This is a genomic window from Stenotrophomonas sp. GW821-FHT02D01 (genome assembly GCF_059421765.1).
The window spans coordinates 25,342-41,609 of sequence record NZ_JBWKVP010000018.1; the positions used below are offsets into that span (position 1 = coordinate 25,342).

Consider the following 16,268-nt stretch of genomic DNA (forward strand, 5'->3'; position numbering starts at 1 on the left):
CCGTCTTGGATACGATCAATCGCAGGCGTTTCCTTGCCCTGTCCGGACTTTCCGCATTGGGTGCGTGGGCCGGAACGGCCCGCGCGCTGGCCGCGCAGAACGATGTGGCAGCGCTGAATCCGCGCAATCTGCTCGCATCGCCGCGCTTTGCCAGTACGCCGTTCACTCTCGGCGTGGCGTCGGGTGATCCGTCGGCCGACGGCGTGGTGCTGTGGACGCGGCTGGCCACCGAGCCACTGGTGTTCGGCGGCGGCATGCCAACCCGGCCGATGGCGGTGGCATGGCAGCTGGCCGCCGACGAGAGCATGCGCACCGTGGTGCGGCAGGGCACCGCGCTGGCCCACCCCGAGCTTGGCCATGCGCTGCACGTGGAACTGGACGGCCTGCTGCCGGGGCGACCGTACTGGTACCGCTTCACCGTGGGAGGCCATGCCAGTGCGATTGGCCGCACCCGCACCCTGCCTGCGGCCAACGCACGGGTCGACCGCGTGCGCTTCGCTGTGGCCGGTTGCCAGCACTACGAGGAGGGGCACTACAGTGCATGGCGGCACATTGCCGAGGAGCCGCTCGACTTCGTGTTCCATTACGGCGATTACATCTACGAGGGCGAAAGCCAGCCTGGCGTGCGCAGGATGAACGGCCAGCCGTTCACCAACCTGCGCAACCATGTTGGCCCGCAGACCTACACGCTCGACGACTATCGCCGGCGCTACGCGCAGTACAGGACCGATACGGACCTGCAGGCCGCGCACGCCGCGTCGCCGTGGTTCGTCACGTTCGACGACCACGAAGTGGACAACAACTGGGCCGGCGCCGAGGACCAGGACGGCACGCCCAGTGAAGTGTTCCTGCTGCGCCGCGCACAGGCGTTCCAGGCGTATTACGAGAACATGCCGTTGCGCGCGTCGTCGTTCCCGCGCGATGGTCATATGCAGATGTACCGGCGCGCGCGCTATGGCACGCTGCTGGACCTGCACCTGCTCGATACCCGCCAGTACCGCAGCAAGCAGGTGGACATCGCGCAGCGCGGGCAGGTGGAATCTCCCGAACGCAGCATTGTTGGCGCAAAGCAGGAGCAATGGCTGTTCGACGGCCTGGTCGATGCCGCGCCGCGCTGGCACACCATCGCCCACCAGGTTTCGCTGGGCAACTACCTGCGCGAGAAGGACGGCGTGGTGCAGGCCTCCGACGACCAGTGGTCCGGTTATCTATCCAGCCGCCGGCGCCTGCTCGATCACATCCAGAAGGTGGGCTTCGGCAACGTGGTAACCGCCTGTGGCGATGCGCACCGCCACTATGCCAGCGACCTGGTGCAGGACAACGCCGATTCCGGGGTGATTTCCAGTGAGTTCCTGGCCACCTCGATCACGTCGGGTGCGGACGGGCAGGGCGTGGATGCCTATGCAGAGAACCAGCTGCGGCACAGTCCGCACCTGAAGGCGACGACGGACAAGCGTGGTTATGTGCTGTGCGAGGTCACCCGTGATGCCTGGATCGGTGACATGAAGACGCTCGATACCGTCATGCAGCCGAACGGCGCGCTGCAGAGCTGGAAGCGCTATGCCGTGGAGCACGGCCGGCCGGGGTTGCAGGAGGCCTGAGCGGGATGTTCCACGCTGTGGAGCCGAGCACGCGCCCGGCTCCACAGAATCACTTTCAGCCGTGATCGAAGCGCAGTGGTTCGCTGCCCATGGCAGGGTCGCTGGTGCCAGGCCGGCCGTCTTCGGCGCGTCCGGCGAGGCGTTGCTCGACGCCCTGCGAGCGCACGATCAGGTCGTACCAGCCTGCGGTTGGTGCGGGATCCCAGGCCAGTACGGTTTCCGCGCCGGCCACCAGCTGCAGTTCGCGGGTGGGCATGTGGCCGACGTAGGCGCCGGCCTGCACCTGGACCTTCCGCGCCGAAGGCGATGGATTGCGCAGTGTCAGGCGCATCTGGCCGTCCGTGCGCTCCACGTGCCCGTGCAGCGGCGCGAGCGTGCCATCGCCGCGATAATGGCGATGGAATCCATTCGGTCCCAGCAGCCAGAGATCGTAACGACCCTGCGCATCCAGCGGCCAGCGATCCTGCAGCGGGGCACCCGGTACCACGGTGTAACGGCGCGGAACGGCGTCCAGGCGCAGGCGGTCGTAGACATGCAGCACGGCCGCGGCGCCATCGCTGGCCAGCTGCAGGGTGAGACCAGCGCCATCCACCGATGTGGCCTGCACCTGCGGCCGATAGGGCAGTGCCCGTGCAGGACGTACGCCTGGCTCCTGGCGGGCCGGATGCAGGCCATCGGGCAGCGCGGGCACGGTACGGCCGGGCAGGGCGGCGGCGCGCGCGGCGACAGCGCTGACATCGGGCAGCGCCTTGGCGAAGGGGCGGGTGTCGCGCTGGGCGAAGTCGAAGGCGTTGCTCAGATCACCGCAGACCGCACGCCGCCACGGCGAGATGTCCGGCGCGGCGACGCCGAAGCGGCGCTCGATCAGACGCAGCACCGACGTGTGGTCGTACACCTGCGAGTCGACCCAGCCGCCGCGGCTCCACGGTGAAATCACATACAACGGTACGCGCGGGCCAAGCCCATAGGGGCGCCCACGCAGCTCGGCGGCATCGTATTTTTCGTCGCCTGGTGCCGGGTGGCGGTGGTATTCGCCCTCGGTGCTGACCGCCGACGCACCGGCCCAGCCGGCACCAAGCGGGGAGGGCGGTGCCGGTGGCGGCACATGGTCGAAGAAGCCATCGTTCTCATCGAACATCAGCAGCAGGGCGGTACGGCTCCACACCTCTGGATCGGCGGTCAATGCATCCAGCAGGCGCGCAGTATAGGCGGCGCCCTGCGCGGGGCTGGACGGACCGGGGTGCTCGCTGCCGGCTGCGTCGGCGATGATGAAACTGACCTGCGGCAGGCGGCCGCTGATCGCGTCCTCGCGCAGCTGCGCCAGGCCACGGGTACTGACGCCGCGCGCGCGCAGCTCCGGGTCATGCCCCGGGGCGCCGCGGTACGCCTGGCGGAAGGTCTCGAACCCGGCAAGCGGGTTGTCGGTGAAGTTGTCGGCCATGTCCTGGTAGATCTGCCAGGACACGCCGGCCTGCTGCAGCCGCTCGACATAGCTGGCCCAGCGGTACGAGTCCGGATGGCCGCCCAGCTCGGGGAAATTGTCGTGCGAATTGGCGATCACCGGGCCGCCTGCCTGGCCCTGGGCGTCGTTGTGGCCGGTCCACAGGAACACGCGGTTCGGGTTGGTGCCGGCCTGCATCGCGCAGTGGTAGGCATCGCACAGCGTGAACGCATCGGCCAGGGCGAACTGGAACGGCATGTCGCTGCGCTGGAAGTAGCCCATCGAATGGTTCTGCTTGGCCTTGGGCCAGTGCGCCATGCGCCCGTGGTCCCACGCCTGCTGTGCATCAGGCCAGGTGTGGGGCGTGCCTTCCACCCGCATGTAGCCGAAGTGCGCAGCGGTATCCAACGGGAAGGGGGCGATGGCGCGTTGTCCGCTGGCGTCGGGCTGCAGCCACAGGCTGCGCGGGCGGTCGCCACCGGGCAGCGGCGATGCCGGGGCAACGAAACGGTCACCGAAGCCACGCACGCCCGGCAACGTGCCGAAGTAGTGGTCGAACGAGCGGTTCTCCTGCATGAACACCACGATGTGCTGCAGGTCCTGCAGGCTGCGCGTGCGCGAAGCAGGGGCGATCGCTGCTGCCCGGGCGATGCTGGGCAGCAGCGGCGAAAGGCCGGCGGCGACGCCGGCCTGCAACAGTCGGCGTCGGCCGGTATCAGTCACAGGGTCACACTCACAGGTCCACGCGGAAGGAGATGCCGACGGTGCGCGGGGCGCCGATGAAGGCGTTGTCGCGGCCGTCCACCCCCGCAAGATAACGCTTGTCGGTCAGGTTGCTCACCACCAGGTTGGCGCCCATGCCCTTCAGGCGCGGCGACAGGCCCTGCAGGTCGAAGCCGATGTTGGCGTTGAACACGGTGGCCGAGGGCAGCTTGTTGACGTTGGCCGCATCCAGGTAGCGTTCGCCCAGGTAGCGGCCGGACAGGCCGAAGTTCCAGTTCTCGCCCTGCCAGTCGGCCGACACCACCAGGATCTGCTCCGGCTGGCCGATCACCTTGGCGCCATCGACGATGCCCAGCTGCGTGTCGCGCGCGTCGTTGCCGCTGCCCAGGTACTTGGAACGGTTGTAGGTGTAGGCCGCATTGATGCGCCAGCCATTGTCCCAGCCGTAGCCGAAGGCCGCTTCCAGGCCGTTGCTCTCCACACCGCCGAAGTTCTCGTAGACGCCATCGGTCTCGCCGAGGTAGTCGATGCCGCTGACCAGGCCGGCCGGCAGATAGACGATGCGGTTGTCGAACTTGATGTTGTACAGGGTGACCGAGGCGGTCAGCGGCCAGCGGCTGATGCGCATGCCCAGTTCGATGTTGTCGGCGGTCTCCGGTTCGACGTTGCGGAAGCGCTGGGGATCGGTTTCACCCAGCACCCCGGACGGGATAGCGGCGAAATTCTGCGAGTAGCCGGCGAACAGTTCCATACCCTCCACACCCGGGGCCCAGGTGAAGCCGGTGGACAGCAGCGGATCGGACTTTGAGTCGGACTTCACATTCTCGGCGGCGCCGATCACGCGGCGGCGGGACTGGTCGACGAAGAACTGCTTTACGCCCAGGCGCGCGCTGAACGGGCCGAAGCGGGCCACGTCCTCGACGTAGTACATCTGCTCGTCGACCTTGTACTTGTCCTCGAACTGCACCCAGTAGGGCTGGTGGTCGAAGGCGATGTCCTGGCCGACGTTGAGCAGGCGGTGCCAGTCGCGGCGCACGGAACGGTCCAGCTTCTCCACCCACAGCCCGCCGCGTACGGTGTTGTCGATGGCGCCGAAGGTCTGCCGCCATTCAACGTCGGCGGTCACGCCCACGCGATCGTTGTCGTAGTGGGAGTGGCGGTAGGACTGCGCGCCCTGCACGTTGCCGGCGTAGCAGTTGGGGTCGTACTCGGCGCTGAAGCCGAGTCGCGGCGTGCAGCTGGCCAGGCGCTGGGCGGAACTGCCGTCGGGGTTCACGAAGTAGATCTGGCCGCGATTGCTGCCACCGTAGACCGTCCTGCCGCCGAGGTACTCCGACTGCGGGCGACCGGCACCGTCGTCGTTGACGTCGGCCAGGTACGGCGGCAGCCAGTCACCGCGGCCTTGCATGCGGTGCCCGTAGGCGGCCATCGAGGCCTTGAAACCGTTGCCGCCATCGAAGGCCGCGCGCAGGTAGCCGAACGTGTTCTCGCGCAGTGCGCGCGAACCGGAGCGGTAGTTCTGGTCCAGATACGGAATGCCGGTCAGGGTGCCGACCAGGCCGTCGCGGTCGGGGTTGGTGGCGAACCCCTTCGGCGAAACACTGGTGTACTCCGGCTCGTCGGCATCGTTGTAGGACAGGTAGCCGGTCAGGGTCCAGCGGTCCAGCTCGGTGATGAACTTGCCGGCGATGTTGTCGTTGCTGGTGTGGCCGGTGCCATCGATCCAGTCGTGCACGCGCGCCGACGATGCGCTGATCCACGCGCGGGTGTGTCCTGCAAGCAGGCCGGTGTCGTAGCGTACGTAGTACTTGCGCGCTTCATTGTCACCGGCACCCACCACCATGCGCAGTCGCTGCTCCTGCAGTGGGTCGCTGGTGAGGAAGTTCAGCGTGCCACCGAGTGCTTCGTTCGAGCGCGAGGAGATATCGGCCGTGCCCTGGCTCACTTCCACCGTTTCCAGGTCGAGCGTGTCGATGTAGCGGTTGGCCAGCGAGCCGCCGCCATAGCCGGAACCACCATTGGGCAGGCCATCGATGGTGGTGCCGATCTGCTGGGTGTCGCGGTTGGTGACAAAGCCGCGCATGCTGATCTGCGTGCCCCACACCGACGAACCGGTGGCATCGGCTTCGCTGACGACCACGCCGGGCACTTCGTTGAGCGCGCCATTGACGCTGCTCAACACGGTCTGCCGGTTCAACGTTTCCTGGCGCACCGAGGTCTTGGCATAGCTGGTGGCCTGGCCGATCACCTGCACCTGGTCCAGGGTCCGCGCGTCGGCGCTTCGCGTATCGGCCACATCGCCCTGCGGTGCTTCAGCCAGGGCATCCAGTGCGGGAGCAATCAGCAGGGCAAGCAGCGAGATACGGGGAAAGCGCGCAATCGTTCGCATCGAAACCGGACCTTCAAGGGAGGAAAGTCCGGGAGTGTCGGCAGCGCCGATGACATGGCGGTGACGCGCAGATGCAGGGAGTGTGTTGTGTGACGGCCGGCAAGACCGGGGAATTGCTCAGTAGCGCGCGTCCTTGGGTTTAGGATCGCGCGGCCAGTCCTTGGCCTTGCCGGCGAAGTCCGGGCGCGGCTGGTTGATGAAGTAGCTGGCGATATCGACCGCGTCCTGGTCGGGCATCACCTGCTGGCCCAGTGGCGGTTCACGGGTCATTGCCGGCGGCATGTTGTGCTTGACGAAGCCTGCGGCCTTGTACAGCCGCGCCATGCCGGCACCGATGTTGAAGCTGCGCTCGCCCCACAACGGCGGGAAGGCGATATCGCCGCTGGCATCGCGCCGGCCTTCGCCGTTGTCGCCGTGGCAGGCGGCGCACTGCGCGCCATACAGCGCCTGTCCACGTATCGGGTCCGGTGTCAGCGTGCTGTCGATCGGCCCTTCGCTGGGCGCGGCCACGCGCGCACCCTCCGGTACCGGGCGGCTCAGCCACGCCATGTATTCCAGCATCGCACGCATCTCCGGCGCGTCCTTGGTCAGCGGTTTGCCGTTCATCGATCGCTGCAGGCAACCGTTGATGCGCTCGGCCAGGCCGATTTCCCTGCCCGGTCGCGGCATGTAGCGCGGGTAGCTGCCGCCTCCGGTGTTCAAGTAGTGGTTGCCGAACGGTCGCTTGCCCTCGGCCATGTGGCACGAATTGCAGTTCAGATCGTTGCCGACGTTGTCCGGCAGCAGGCGTGCGGTCTCGTTGAGCAGGCGACGGCCGAACATCACCGCGTCGGCGTTGCCGAGGCTGGCGATCTCCTCGGCACTGGGCACGTGGTACTGGCCCACCACCTGGCCGTGGCTGTCGAGGATGTCCAGGGTCCTCGCGACTTCCGCGTCCAGGTCCGGGTACAGGTGCTGGTACAGCAGCGTGCCAGCACCGGCCAGCAACACCGCAACGACCGCGCTGGCGATCAACGCTGTCGAACGCTTCTTCGAACGCCTCATTGCGCCGTCTCCTGCGGGACCACATGCGCCGGCTTGTCACGCACCACCCGGCGCATGCGTGCTACGTCCAGTTCAGTGACCGCGCTGGCCTGGTTGCCCCAGCTGTTGCGGATGAAGGTGAGGATGTCGGCGAGCTGCGCATTGGGCAGCTGCTCGAAGCCCGGCATGGTGAATGCCATGCGGTCATGCGCGGTATGTGGCGTGCGCCCGCCGGTCAGGGTTACCTGCACCAGCGAGCTGGGATCATCGGCGAAGACGATGGAGTTGCCCGCCAGGGCTGGGTAGACCCGTGGCATGCCGCGGCCATCTGCGCGATGGCAGGCCTGGCAGTGTTCGGCGTAGGCCAGCGAACCGGCCACCCGGTAGTCGCCACCGCGCAGTGCGGCGGTGGTGGTGTCGGTGCCCGGCGTCCACTGCGCGCTGCGCCCTTCGCGGGCCGGCAGCTGCTTCAGGTACCGCGCCATCGCCAGCAGATCGGCGTCGGACAGGTACTGCGTGCTGTGCTCGACCACATCGGCCATGCCGCCAAAAGCTGCGGAGCGATCGGTGCGGCCGGTACGCAGGAACTCGACGATCTCAGCTTCGCTCCAGCTGGCCAGGCCGGTCTGTTCATTGCGCAGGTTCTTCGCGTACCAGCCTTCCAGCACCGAGCCGGACAGGAACTGGCGGCTGCCATCGTCGGCCATCGCCTTTTCCTGGAAGGCCAGCCCGCGCGGGGTATGGCACGCGCCGCAATGGGCCAGGCCTTCAACCAGTTCGGCGCCGCGCTGCTGGCCGGCATCCAGGGTGGGATCAGGGCTGAAGCTGCGCGGGCGTGCGAACAACAGCTGCCACCAGGCAAGCGGCCAGCGCATGTTTGCCGGCCACGGAATCGTGCTGTCGGCGTTGTCCTGCCGGACCGGCTGCACCGCACCCATGAAGTAGGCGTACAGCGCCTTGATCTCGGCATCGCTGGCGATCACGTACGAGGCGTAGGGCATGGCCGGATACAGCGGCTGGCCGTCATGGCGGATGCCACGCCGCACCGCGCGCTCGAAATCGGCGTAGTCGTATGCGCCGATGCCGGTCTCCGTGTCCGGTGTGATGTTGGTCGAGTACAGCGTGCCCATCGGGGTCTGCATGCCAAGGCCGCCGGCGAACGGCCTGCCGCCCGGTGCGGTATGGCAGGCGGCGCAGTCGGCAGCACGCGACAGGTACCGGCCCTGTTCGATCAGGGCCGGGTCGTGGATGTCGACCTCGGCCTGTTGCGGTGGGGCGAACCAGTACGGTGTACTGCGGGCGATGCCGTAAGCGGCGGCCAAGGTGGCGGCCAGGGCAATGGCGAGCTTGAACGGGGTGCGCATGCCGGCACTGTGGCCATTCGTGCGATGGCGTTCATTGATCCGGATCAATGCTTTGGCCGGTCGCGACATTGTGACAAGCTGAATCGATCCTGCGCTGTCATCAACCCGTCATCCAGCTGCGATAGATGGCGCCGGGCGTGGCCGCTAACCTGCCACGCTGTCGCACTTTTCCCCTGACTGCCCATGAAGCGCCTGCTGCTGCTTTTGCTGGCGTGCGCCGGCCTGTGGCTGGCTGCATGCTCTTCTTCGATGACGGCCTCGTCCACCTCGCTCAGCGATCGTCTGATCGCGCCCGGTGGCGTCTCGACCCTGCTTGATCAACCGCGTATCGCCGCAGCTGTGGCCGCGCTGCCGAACCGGCATGGCTTCGCCCCGGGCCGTGATGGCGTGCCGATCTTCTGGCGTGCTTTCGATCCGGGCGACTACGGTGCGCGCTACCACTACCTGCCGCAGCAGCACCAGAACGGCCTGCCGCTGGATACCGGGTTGAGCCTGTCCGTACCGCAGCCGTTCCGCGCGCAGGCACCGCGCGGCACCGTGGTGCTGCTGCACGGCTGGATGATGAACGGTGATTCGATGCTGCCATGGTCGCTGCAGCTGGCCGAGTCGGGCTACCGCGTGATCACCCTGGACCTGCGCAACCATGGCCAGTCCGGCGCCGGTACCTCCGGCTACGGCACCTATGAGTCGGACGATGTTGTGGATGTCATCGCCGAACTGCGCGCGCGCGGCGAAGTGACCGGCCCGCTGTACCTGTTCGGTGTTTCCTACGGCGCTGCCACCGCATTGTTCACCGCCGACAAGCTGGGCGACCAGGTCGCCGGCGTGGTGGCGATGGAATCGTTCGCCAATGCCGGGGTTGCGATCCGCACCATGATTCCGCATCTGATGGGCCTGCAGCCGGAAGGGTTGAAGGCACAGGCCATCGCTTCGTATGCACGCTGGCGCTACGGCAGCCAGGACATCAACCAGGTGGTGGCCGCCGCCAGCCGCCGCATCGACGTGGATCTGGACAAGGTGGATGTTGCCCGCGCGCTGGCCGATACCCGTGCCTGCGTGCTGCTGCTGCACGGGCAGGGCGACCAGCACATTCCGGTCAGCCAAGGCCGCGCGTTGGCGCAGGCCAATCCGCGTGCGCACTACATCGAGATGCGCGGCGAAGATCACATCACCCTGCCGCTGCGGCTGGACCTGCTGGCCGGGGTGGTCGATGACTGGATGGCGCGCGACGAGCACCATCCGAAAGCCGCGTGTCCGGCACCGCAGTTGCCGGCCCAGGCCGAATGGCTGGTGCATGGCGTCGATACACCCGCAAAAACCCCAGCACGCGGCTGAGCTTCAGGGCAGGCGGCGGGCCAGCGAACGTGCAGATGCCGCTACACCCAGCAGCATCGCTGCCACGCACAGGAAGGCAAAGCCCAGGCTGGTGGCATGGGCGAGCGCGCCGATCGCTGCGGGGCCTGCAAGAATGCCGGCATAGCCCAGCGTGGTGACTGCGGTGATCGCAATGCTCTCCGGCATCGCGCGCTGCTGGCCGGCCATCGAGAACAGGGCGGGCACGATGTTGGCGCAGCCCAGGCCCACCAGCACGTAGCCGACCAGCGCCATGGCGAAGGAGGGCACCAGCGTGGCCAGCGCGAAACCGGCCGCAGCGGTGATGCCGCCAATGACGATGGTACGGGTGCGGCCAAGGCGCTCGACGATGCCATCGCCGAACAGGCGCATCGCCGTCATCGCCAGCGTGAACACGGCAAAACCGGCACCGGCCTGGTCGCGCGGCACGTGGCGTATTTCGGCCAGGAACACCGCGCTCCAGTCCAGCATCGAACCCTCGGCCAGGAACACCACGAAGGCGAGCACGCTGATGAACAGCACCACGCCGTGCGGCAGGGCCAGCATCGGGCCGTCATGCAGAATGCGCTGCGGGCGCCAGTGCGGTGCCGACAACAGGGCCACCAGCAGCATCGCCGCCACGGCAACCAATGACGCCAGCCACAGGGGCGTGCCGAGAACCAGCAGGCCGGTCATGCAGCCGGCGCCGATGAAGCCGCCGATGCTGTAGAACGCGTGGAAGCCGGACATCATCGGCCGCCCTGCATCGCGCTCGACGGCCACCGCTTGCATGTTCATCGTGCAGTCCATCGCCCCCACACCCGCGCCGAACACGAACAGCGTTGCTCCCAGTGCCAGCGGCGTGGGGGCGAGCGTCAGCAGTGGCAGGGCGAGCAGGATCAAGGCCGTGGTCGCAATCATCAAGCGGCGCGAGCCCAGGCGCGCGGTCAACGCACCGGCCAGTGGCATCGCCAGCAGCGAGCCGAGGCCAAGGCACAGCAGCAGCCCGCCCAGGCTGGCGTCGGACAACCCAGCCTTGGCCTTGGCGAAGGGCACCATCGGTGCCCAGGCAGCGGTGGCAAAGCCGGGAATGAAGAACGCAGCGCGGGTCGCGTGCTGCTGGGCGCGGGGAGAAGAGGGCGTCATGCGCGAGGAAGGCTCCAGAAGATCCTCTTCATGAAAACGTTTTCAGAAGCCATCGGCAAGTGCCATGGATGACATCGGGCGACGCATACGAATGCAGTGGTCCGGATGCGTCACCGTTGATTAACGTCGCCAGCGCAAAGTAGCCCGACGGTCGGCATTCCGCCCGGCCGCCGCCGGAGATCAGCGCATGAGCACCACACCGACCATCCTCCTCGTCCATGGGTTCTGGGGCGGGGCCGCACACTGGGGCAAGGTCATCCTGGAGCTGCACCGCAAGGGCCACGACCAGGTGAAGGCGGTCGAACTGCCGCTGACCTCGCTGGTCAACGACGCCGAGCGGACGCGCAGGATGATCCGCCAGATCGATGGCCCGGTCGTACTGGTCGGGCACTCCTACGGAGGCGCGGTGATCACCGAAGCCGGCAACCAACCGAATGTGCAGGCGCTGGTCTACATCGCCGCATTCGCGCCGGACAGTGGTGAGAGCCCCGGTGGCATCACCCAGCAGCACCTGCCCGAAGCAGCACCGAACCTCGCTCCGGACAGCGATGGCTATCTGTGGCTGCGTGCCGACAAGTTCCATGAGAGCTTCTGCCAGGACCTCAGTGCCGACGAAGGCTGGGTGATGGCGGTGACCCAGAAGGCGCCGCTGGCCAGCACCTTCGGCGATGCGATCAGCGATCCGGCGTGGAAGCACAAGCCGAGCTGGTACCAGCTTTCCAGCCAGGACCGGATGATCGCGCCACAGAACCAGAAGGCCATGGCCGAACGGATGCAGCCCAAGCGCCTGCTGCAGCTGGAGGCAAGCCATGCCTCGCTGGCCTCGCATCCGGCCGAAGTGGCAGCACTGATCCTGGAGGCCGTGGCTGCCGTCGACGGCTGACTAGCGCCAGGCAGCAGTCCCTGGTCAGGCACTGGCGCCACCACGACAGCGGGGGCGCAGGAGAGTAAACTCCTGCGCCGGCCGCCCTTGGCCGCATTCCCCCCTTCCCCTCGAGCCGCCGCCAGAGGATCCCACCCCTTCGTGGAGGTCCCGTCGTGTCGTCTGTGCCTGTTCGTTTTTCCGTGCTGTCCCTGCGTCGCCGCCCATTGGCGAGGGCCCTTGCCAATGGTCTTCTGCTGACCACAGTGGCCACTGCCGGCGCCGCCTCGGCGCAATCGGCGCCGGCTGAAGAAGAGGGCAGGACGCCCTCGCAGACGCTGCAGACCGTGCAGGTCACCGCCAACCAGCTGGGCACCATCACCGAAGGCAGCGGTGCCTACACGCCGGGCACCATCGCCACCGCCACCCGCCTGGTACTGACCCCGCGGCAGACCCCGCAGACCATCAGCGTGATCACCCGCGCGCAGATGGACGACTTCGGTCTGGATGGCATCGATGACGTGATGCGGGTGACCCCGGGCATCAGCATCGTCACCTACGACAGTGAGCGCACCGAGTACTACGCACGTGGTTTTGCCGTGCAGAACTTCCAGTACGACGGCATTCCGATGTCACGCGACTCGGCGTACTCGGCCGGCAATACGCTCAGCGATACCGCGATCTACGACCGCATCGAAGTGCTCAAGGGTGCCACCGGCCTGCTGACCGGCATGGGCGACCCCGGCGCGACCATCAACCTGGTGCGCAAGAAGCCGGGCAAGGAATTTGCCGGCAGTGCGACGCTGGGCGTCGGCCGCTGGGACGATTACCGTGCCGAAGTCGATGTCGGCGGACCGCTGACTGCCGATGGCCGCGTGCGTGGGCGCGCGGTAGGTGCCTGGCAGGACAAGCATTCCAATCTGGACTTCTACCAGCGCACCAGCAAGGTCGGCTATGCCGTGCTGGAAGCCGATCTGGGCGAACGCACGCTGCTGACAGTCGGTGGCGACGTGCTGGAGAGCGATCCCAAGGGCTCGACCTGGGGCGGCATCCCGCTGCTGGACAGCCAAGGCAATTTCAACGACATGCCGCGCTCGTTCAACAACGGCACCCACTGGAGCGGTTGGCGGCAATACGTGCGCACCGGCTTTGCCACGCTGGAACATACCTTCGACAACGACTGGGTAGCCAAGCTGCAGCTCAACCATCAGGTCAACGGCTACGATGCGGCACTGGCCGGTGCGGCCGGTGGCAATCCCGATCCGGTCACCGGCGAAGGCGTCTCGTTGTGGCTGGGCAAGTACGTCGGCAAGACGGTCAGCAACGCGGCCGACTTCTATCTGAGCGGCAATTTCGGCCTGTTCGGTCGCCAGCATGAACTGGTGGTCGGCGGCAGTGCCTCGCGCAAGCGCTGGACCAACACCGGCTATTCGCCGCAGCCCGGGTACCCGACCGCCGTTGCCGATTACAACAGCTGGAAGGGCGACATCCCGGAGCCGGAATGGCAGCGCGGTTATGGCAACAATGAAGTGACCCGCGAGAACGGCCTGTACGTGGTCGGTCGCTTCGACGTGGCCGACCCGTTGAAGGTGATCGTCGGCAGCCGCCTGGCCAGCTACCGTTCGCCGCAGACGCGCGAGACGGGCGTGTTCGTGCCTTATGCCGGCGTGGTCTACGACCTTGGCCAGCACTATTCGGTGTATGCCAGCTACAGCACCATCTTCAAGCCGCACAGCGAACGCGACGAACAGGGCAAGGCACTGGATCCGCTGGAAGGCCGCAGCTATGAAATGGGCCTGAAGGCGGAGTTCCTCGACGGCCGCTTCAATGCCAGCGCGGCACTGTTCCAGCTCGACCAGGACAATTTCGCCCAGCCTACAGGCGGCAAAACGCCCAACGGAGAAGACGCCTATCGCGCACTGATGGGCGTACGCACCAAGGGCTACGAACTGGAGATGTCCGGGCAGTTGGCCGAGGGCTGGCAGGTGCAGGGTGGCTTTGCGCACAAGATCGCCCGCCAGGCCGGCAGCAAGGTGACCACGCTGGAGCCGGAAAACCAGTTCAGCCTGCACACCAGCTACCGCCTGCGCGGTGACTGGCAGGGCCTGACCGTCGGTGGCGGTGCGCGCTGGCAGGACTCCACGTTCGGCGACATCACCAACCCGGCCAGTGGCACGTCGGTGGTTCATCGCACCCAGCCGTACTGGCTGCTGGATGCCATGGCCCGGTACCAGTTCAACGATCGCCTGTCGGCCACGGTCAACGTCAACAACCTGCTGGACAAGCGCTATTACACGATCTTCAGCTGGTACAGCACCTACACCTGGGGCGAGCCGCGCAACGTGCGGCTGGCAGTGACGTACAAGTTCTGATCGCGTTGCAACAGGACATGCCCGCGATGCCGGATGGCATCGCGGGCATGCTGGTTACAGCTTCAGGTCGAACACCAGCACTTCGGCGTCGTTGCCGTTTTCCAAGGTCAGCTGTGCCTCGTCGCTGACCTGCAGTGCGTCACCCGCTTCCAGGGTGATGCCGTTGACCTGCAGCTGGCCACGCGCCACCTGCACATACGCGCCGCGGCCGGCAGCCAGGGCGTGGTGCAGCTTCTGCTCGCCATCGAGGATGGTGGCGAAGATGCGCGCATCCTGATGGATATGCAGCGAACCATCGGCGCCATCCGGCGAGGCGATCAGGCGCAGCTGGCCACGCTTGCTCTCCGGCGTGAAGTGGGTCTCCTCATACGACGGCGCGATGTTCTCGGCCTCCGGGAAGATCCAGATCTGCAGGAAATGCACCGGATCGCTGGCCGAATGATTGAACTCGCTGTGGCTGACGCCGCTGCCTGCGCTCATGCGCTGCACGTCGCCGTAGCGCAGCACCGAACCGGTGCCCATCGAGTCCTTGTGTTCCAGCGCGCCGCCCAGCACGTAGGAGACGATCTCCATGTTGCTGTGGCTGTGGGTGCCGAAACCCTGGCCGCCGATCACCTTGTCTTCGTTGATGACCCGCAGCGGGCCGAAGCTCACATAGCGGGGGTCGTAGTAGCTGGCGAACGAGAAGGTATGGCGCGAGGACAGCCAGCCATGCTCGGCCAGGCCACGGGTAGCGCTCTTGCGGATCTGCAGCATGATGGAATCTCCTTGTTCGATGGTTTCGATGGGGCGGGGTGGGCGGGTAGCCGCTGTGTTTCCCCGTTGAAGAGAAGTATCCGCTTGCACCTTGGGTTTGAAAAACGGATAGTTTTGACAGCCATCATCGAAAATTTCGAATGCTCAAGCTCAGCCTCGATGCCCTGCAGATCCTGGACGCGATCGACCGCCGAGGCTCCTTTGCCGGCGCCGGCAAGGCCCTGCACAAGGTGCCTTCGACCATTTCCTACACCGTGGCCAAGCTGGAAGAGGACCTTGGGGTGCAGCTGTTCGACCGGATCGGGCCGCGGGCGGAGCCGACCGAGGCCGGGCGCGCGCTGCTGGAGGAGGGCAGGCACCTGCTGCGTGCGGCCCGGGAGCTCGAACTGCGGGTGCGGCGGGTGGCGTCGGGCTGGGAGGCGGAATTGACCCTGGCGGTGGATTCGGTGTTCCCGACCTGGCTGTTGGGGCCGGATATCGCCGCGTTCCGCGAGGTGGCGGCGCCCACCCGGCTGCGCCTGTTTGGCGAAGCACTGTCCGGTACCTGGGAAGCGCTGCTGGACCGGCGCGCCGACCTGTTGGTCGCGGCTCCCGGTGAGGGTCCCAGTGGCGGGGGCTACGTGGTCGAGCCGCTGGGCAGCGTTGATTTTGTGTTTGCGGTGGCACCCGGGCATCCGCTGGCGTCCGTACCGGGTGTGCTGGGCCGCGAGCAGTTGGCGCCGTACTGCGCGATCGCCGTGTCCGACTCGGCGCGGCGGCTGCTGCCACGAACGGTGGGGCTGTTGATGGGCCAGGAGACGTTGACCGTGCCGGACATGGCCAGCAAGTTGAAGCTGCAGTGCCAGGGGCTGGGATTCGGCTTCCTGCCCGAGCCCTGCGCGCGCGCGGCGGTGGCGCGCGGCCAGCTGGTGATCCGCGAGGTCGAGGAGCACAAGCCGGAAGAGACCTTCTGGTTGGCCTGGCGCACCGGCGAAGATGGCGCGGCCCTGCGCTGGTGGCGCGAGCGCCTGCGGCGGCCGGAGCTGCTGGCGCAATGGTGGCATGCGATGGCAGAGGGGTAGGATTCGGCAGGGCTGCGCCCTGCACCCGCCGAATCGACGGCAACGGCAACGGCAACGGCAACAGCCAAAGCCAAAGCCAAAGCCAAAGCAACAGCGGGCATTCCGTGGGATGGCGGGGTGGGTCCGGTTGCGGGGGACGCCGTGAATCCGTCCATGGAGGCTTGGGCGCGCCATCCATGGCGCTTACACCCCCGCAAC

At 66.9% G+C, this 16,268-nt stretch carries 11 protein-coding genes; 5 read left to right on the plus strand and 6 right to left on the minus strand.

All coding sequences use genetic code 11. The annotated features are described in order from the left end of the window. The first annotated feature begins 5 nt into the window (after window positions 1–5). Entirely contained in the window at window positions 6–1,601 is a 1,596-nt protein-coding gene (locus AC07UW_RS20485; RefSeq protein ID WP_495212759.1) for an alkaline phosphatase D family protein, read from the plus strand. Between the two features lie 55 nt (window positions 1,602–1,656). Here AC07UW_RS20485 and AC07UW_RS20490 read toward each other — a convergent pair whose 3' ends face one another. From AC07UW_RS20490 to AC07UW_RS20505, 4 genes are all read right to left on the minus strand, one after another. After that, window positions 1,657–3,765: a phosphocholine-specific phospholipase C gene (locus tag AC07UW_RS20490; protein WP_495212760.1), complete on the minus strand. Its 2,109-nt coding sequence runs from the start codon at window positions 3,763–3,765 to the stop codon at window positions 1,657–1,659. 10 nt (window positions 3,766–3,775) lie between these two features. Next, entirely contained in the window at window positions 3,776–6,154 is a 2,379-nt protein-coding gene (locus AC07UW_RS20495; RefSeq protein WP_088101371.1) for a TonB-dependent receptor domain-containing protein, read from the minus strand. Window positions 6,155–6,271: 117 nt separating this feature from the next. Next, on the minus strand, window positions 6,272–7,198 hold the full coding sequence (locus AC07UW_RS20500) for a c-type cytochrome (protein WP_495212761.1): 927 nt from the start codon (window positions 7,196–7,198) through the stop codon (window positions 6,272–6,274). Then, the gene (locus AC07UW_RS20505; protein ID WP_032976535.1) at window positions 7,195–8,541 is read right to left on the minus strand and encodes a c-type cytochrome; all 1,347 of its coding nucleotides are present in this window, start codon (window positions 8,539–8,541) and stop codon (window positions 7,195–7,197) included. Before AC07UW_RS20505 ends, AC07UW_RS20500 begins: the two co-directional genes overlap by 4 nt. Before the next feature lie 183 nt (window positions 8,542–8,724). Here AC07UW_RS20505 and AC07UW_RS20510 point away from each other — a divergent pair, with 183 nt between their 5' ends. Then, window positions 8,725–9,876 (plus strand): alpha/beta fold hydrolase, encoded by a 1,152-nt coding sequence (locus AC07UW_RS20510; RefSeq protein WP_495212762.1) that lies wholly within the window; start codon window positions 8,725–8,727, stop codon window positions 9,874–9,876. Between the two features lie 3 nt (window positions 9,877–9,879). On the opposite strand, the gene AC07UW_RS20515 is transcribed toward AC07UW_RS20510, so the two are convergent. Then, window positions 9,880–11,019, minus strand: coding sequence for an MFS transporter (locus AC07UW_RS20515; protein WP_032976527.1), 1,140 nt, complete (start codon window positions 11,017–11,019; stop codon window positions 9,880–9,882). Between the two features lie 187 nt (window positions 11,020–11,206). Here AC07UW_RS20515 and AC07UW_RS20520 point away from each other — a divergent pair, with 187 nt between their 5' ends. Both AC07UW_RS20520 and AC07UW_RS20525 read left to right on the plus strand, forming a co-directional pair. After that, the gene (locus tag AC07UW_RS20520) at window positions 11,207–11,902 is read left to right on the plus strand and encodes an alpha/beta hydrolase (protein WP_312786421.1); all 696 of its coding nucleotides are present in this window, start codon (window positions 11,207–11,209) and stop codon (window positions 11,900–11,902) included. 155 nt (window positions 11,903–12,057) lie between these two features. After that, a complete protein-coding gene (locus tag AC07UW_RS20525; RefSeq protein ID WP_025878939.1) occupies window positions 12,058–14,253 on the plus strand; it encodes a TonB-dependent siderophore receptor in 2,196 nt (731 codons plus the stop codon). 54 nt (window positions 14,254–14,307) lie between these two features. Here AC07UW_RS20525 and AC07UW_RS20530 read toward each other — a convergent pair whose 3' ends face one another. Beyond that, a complete protein-coding gene (locus AC07UW_RS20530) occupies window positions 14,308–15,009 on the minus strand; it encodes a pirin family protein (protein ID WP_025878940.1) in 702 nt (233 codons plus the stop codon). A 140-nt stretch (window positions 15,010–15,149) separates the two neighbouring features. Here AC07UW_RS20530 and AC07UW_RS20535 point away from each other — a divergent pair, with 140 nt between their 5' ends. After that, window positions 15,150–16,070: a LysR family transcriptional regulator gene (locus AC07UW_RS20535; RefSeq protein ID WP_495212763.1), complete on the plus strand. Its 921-nt coding sequence runs from the start codon at window positions 15,150–15,152 to the stop codon at window positions 16,068–16,070. The last annotated feature ends 198 nt before the right edge of the window (window positions 16,071–16,268 follow it).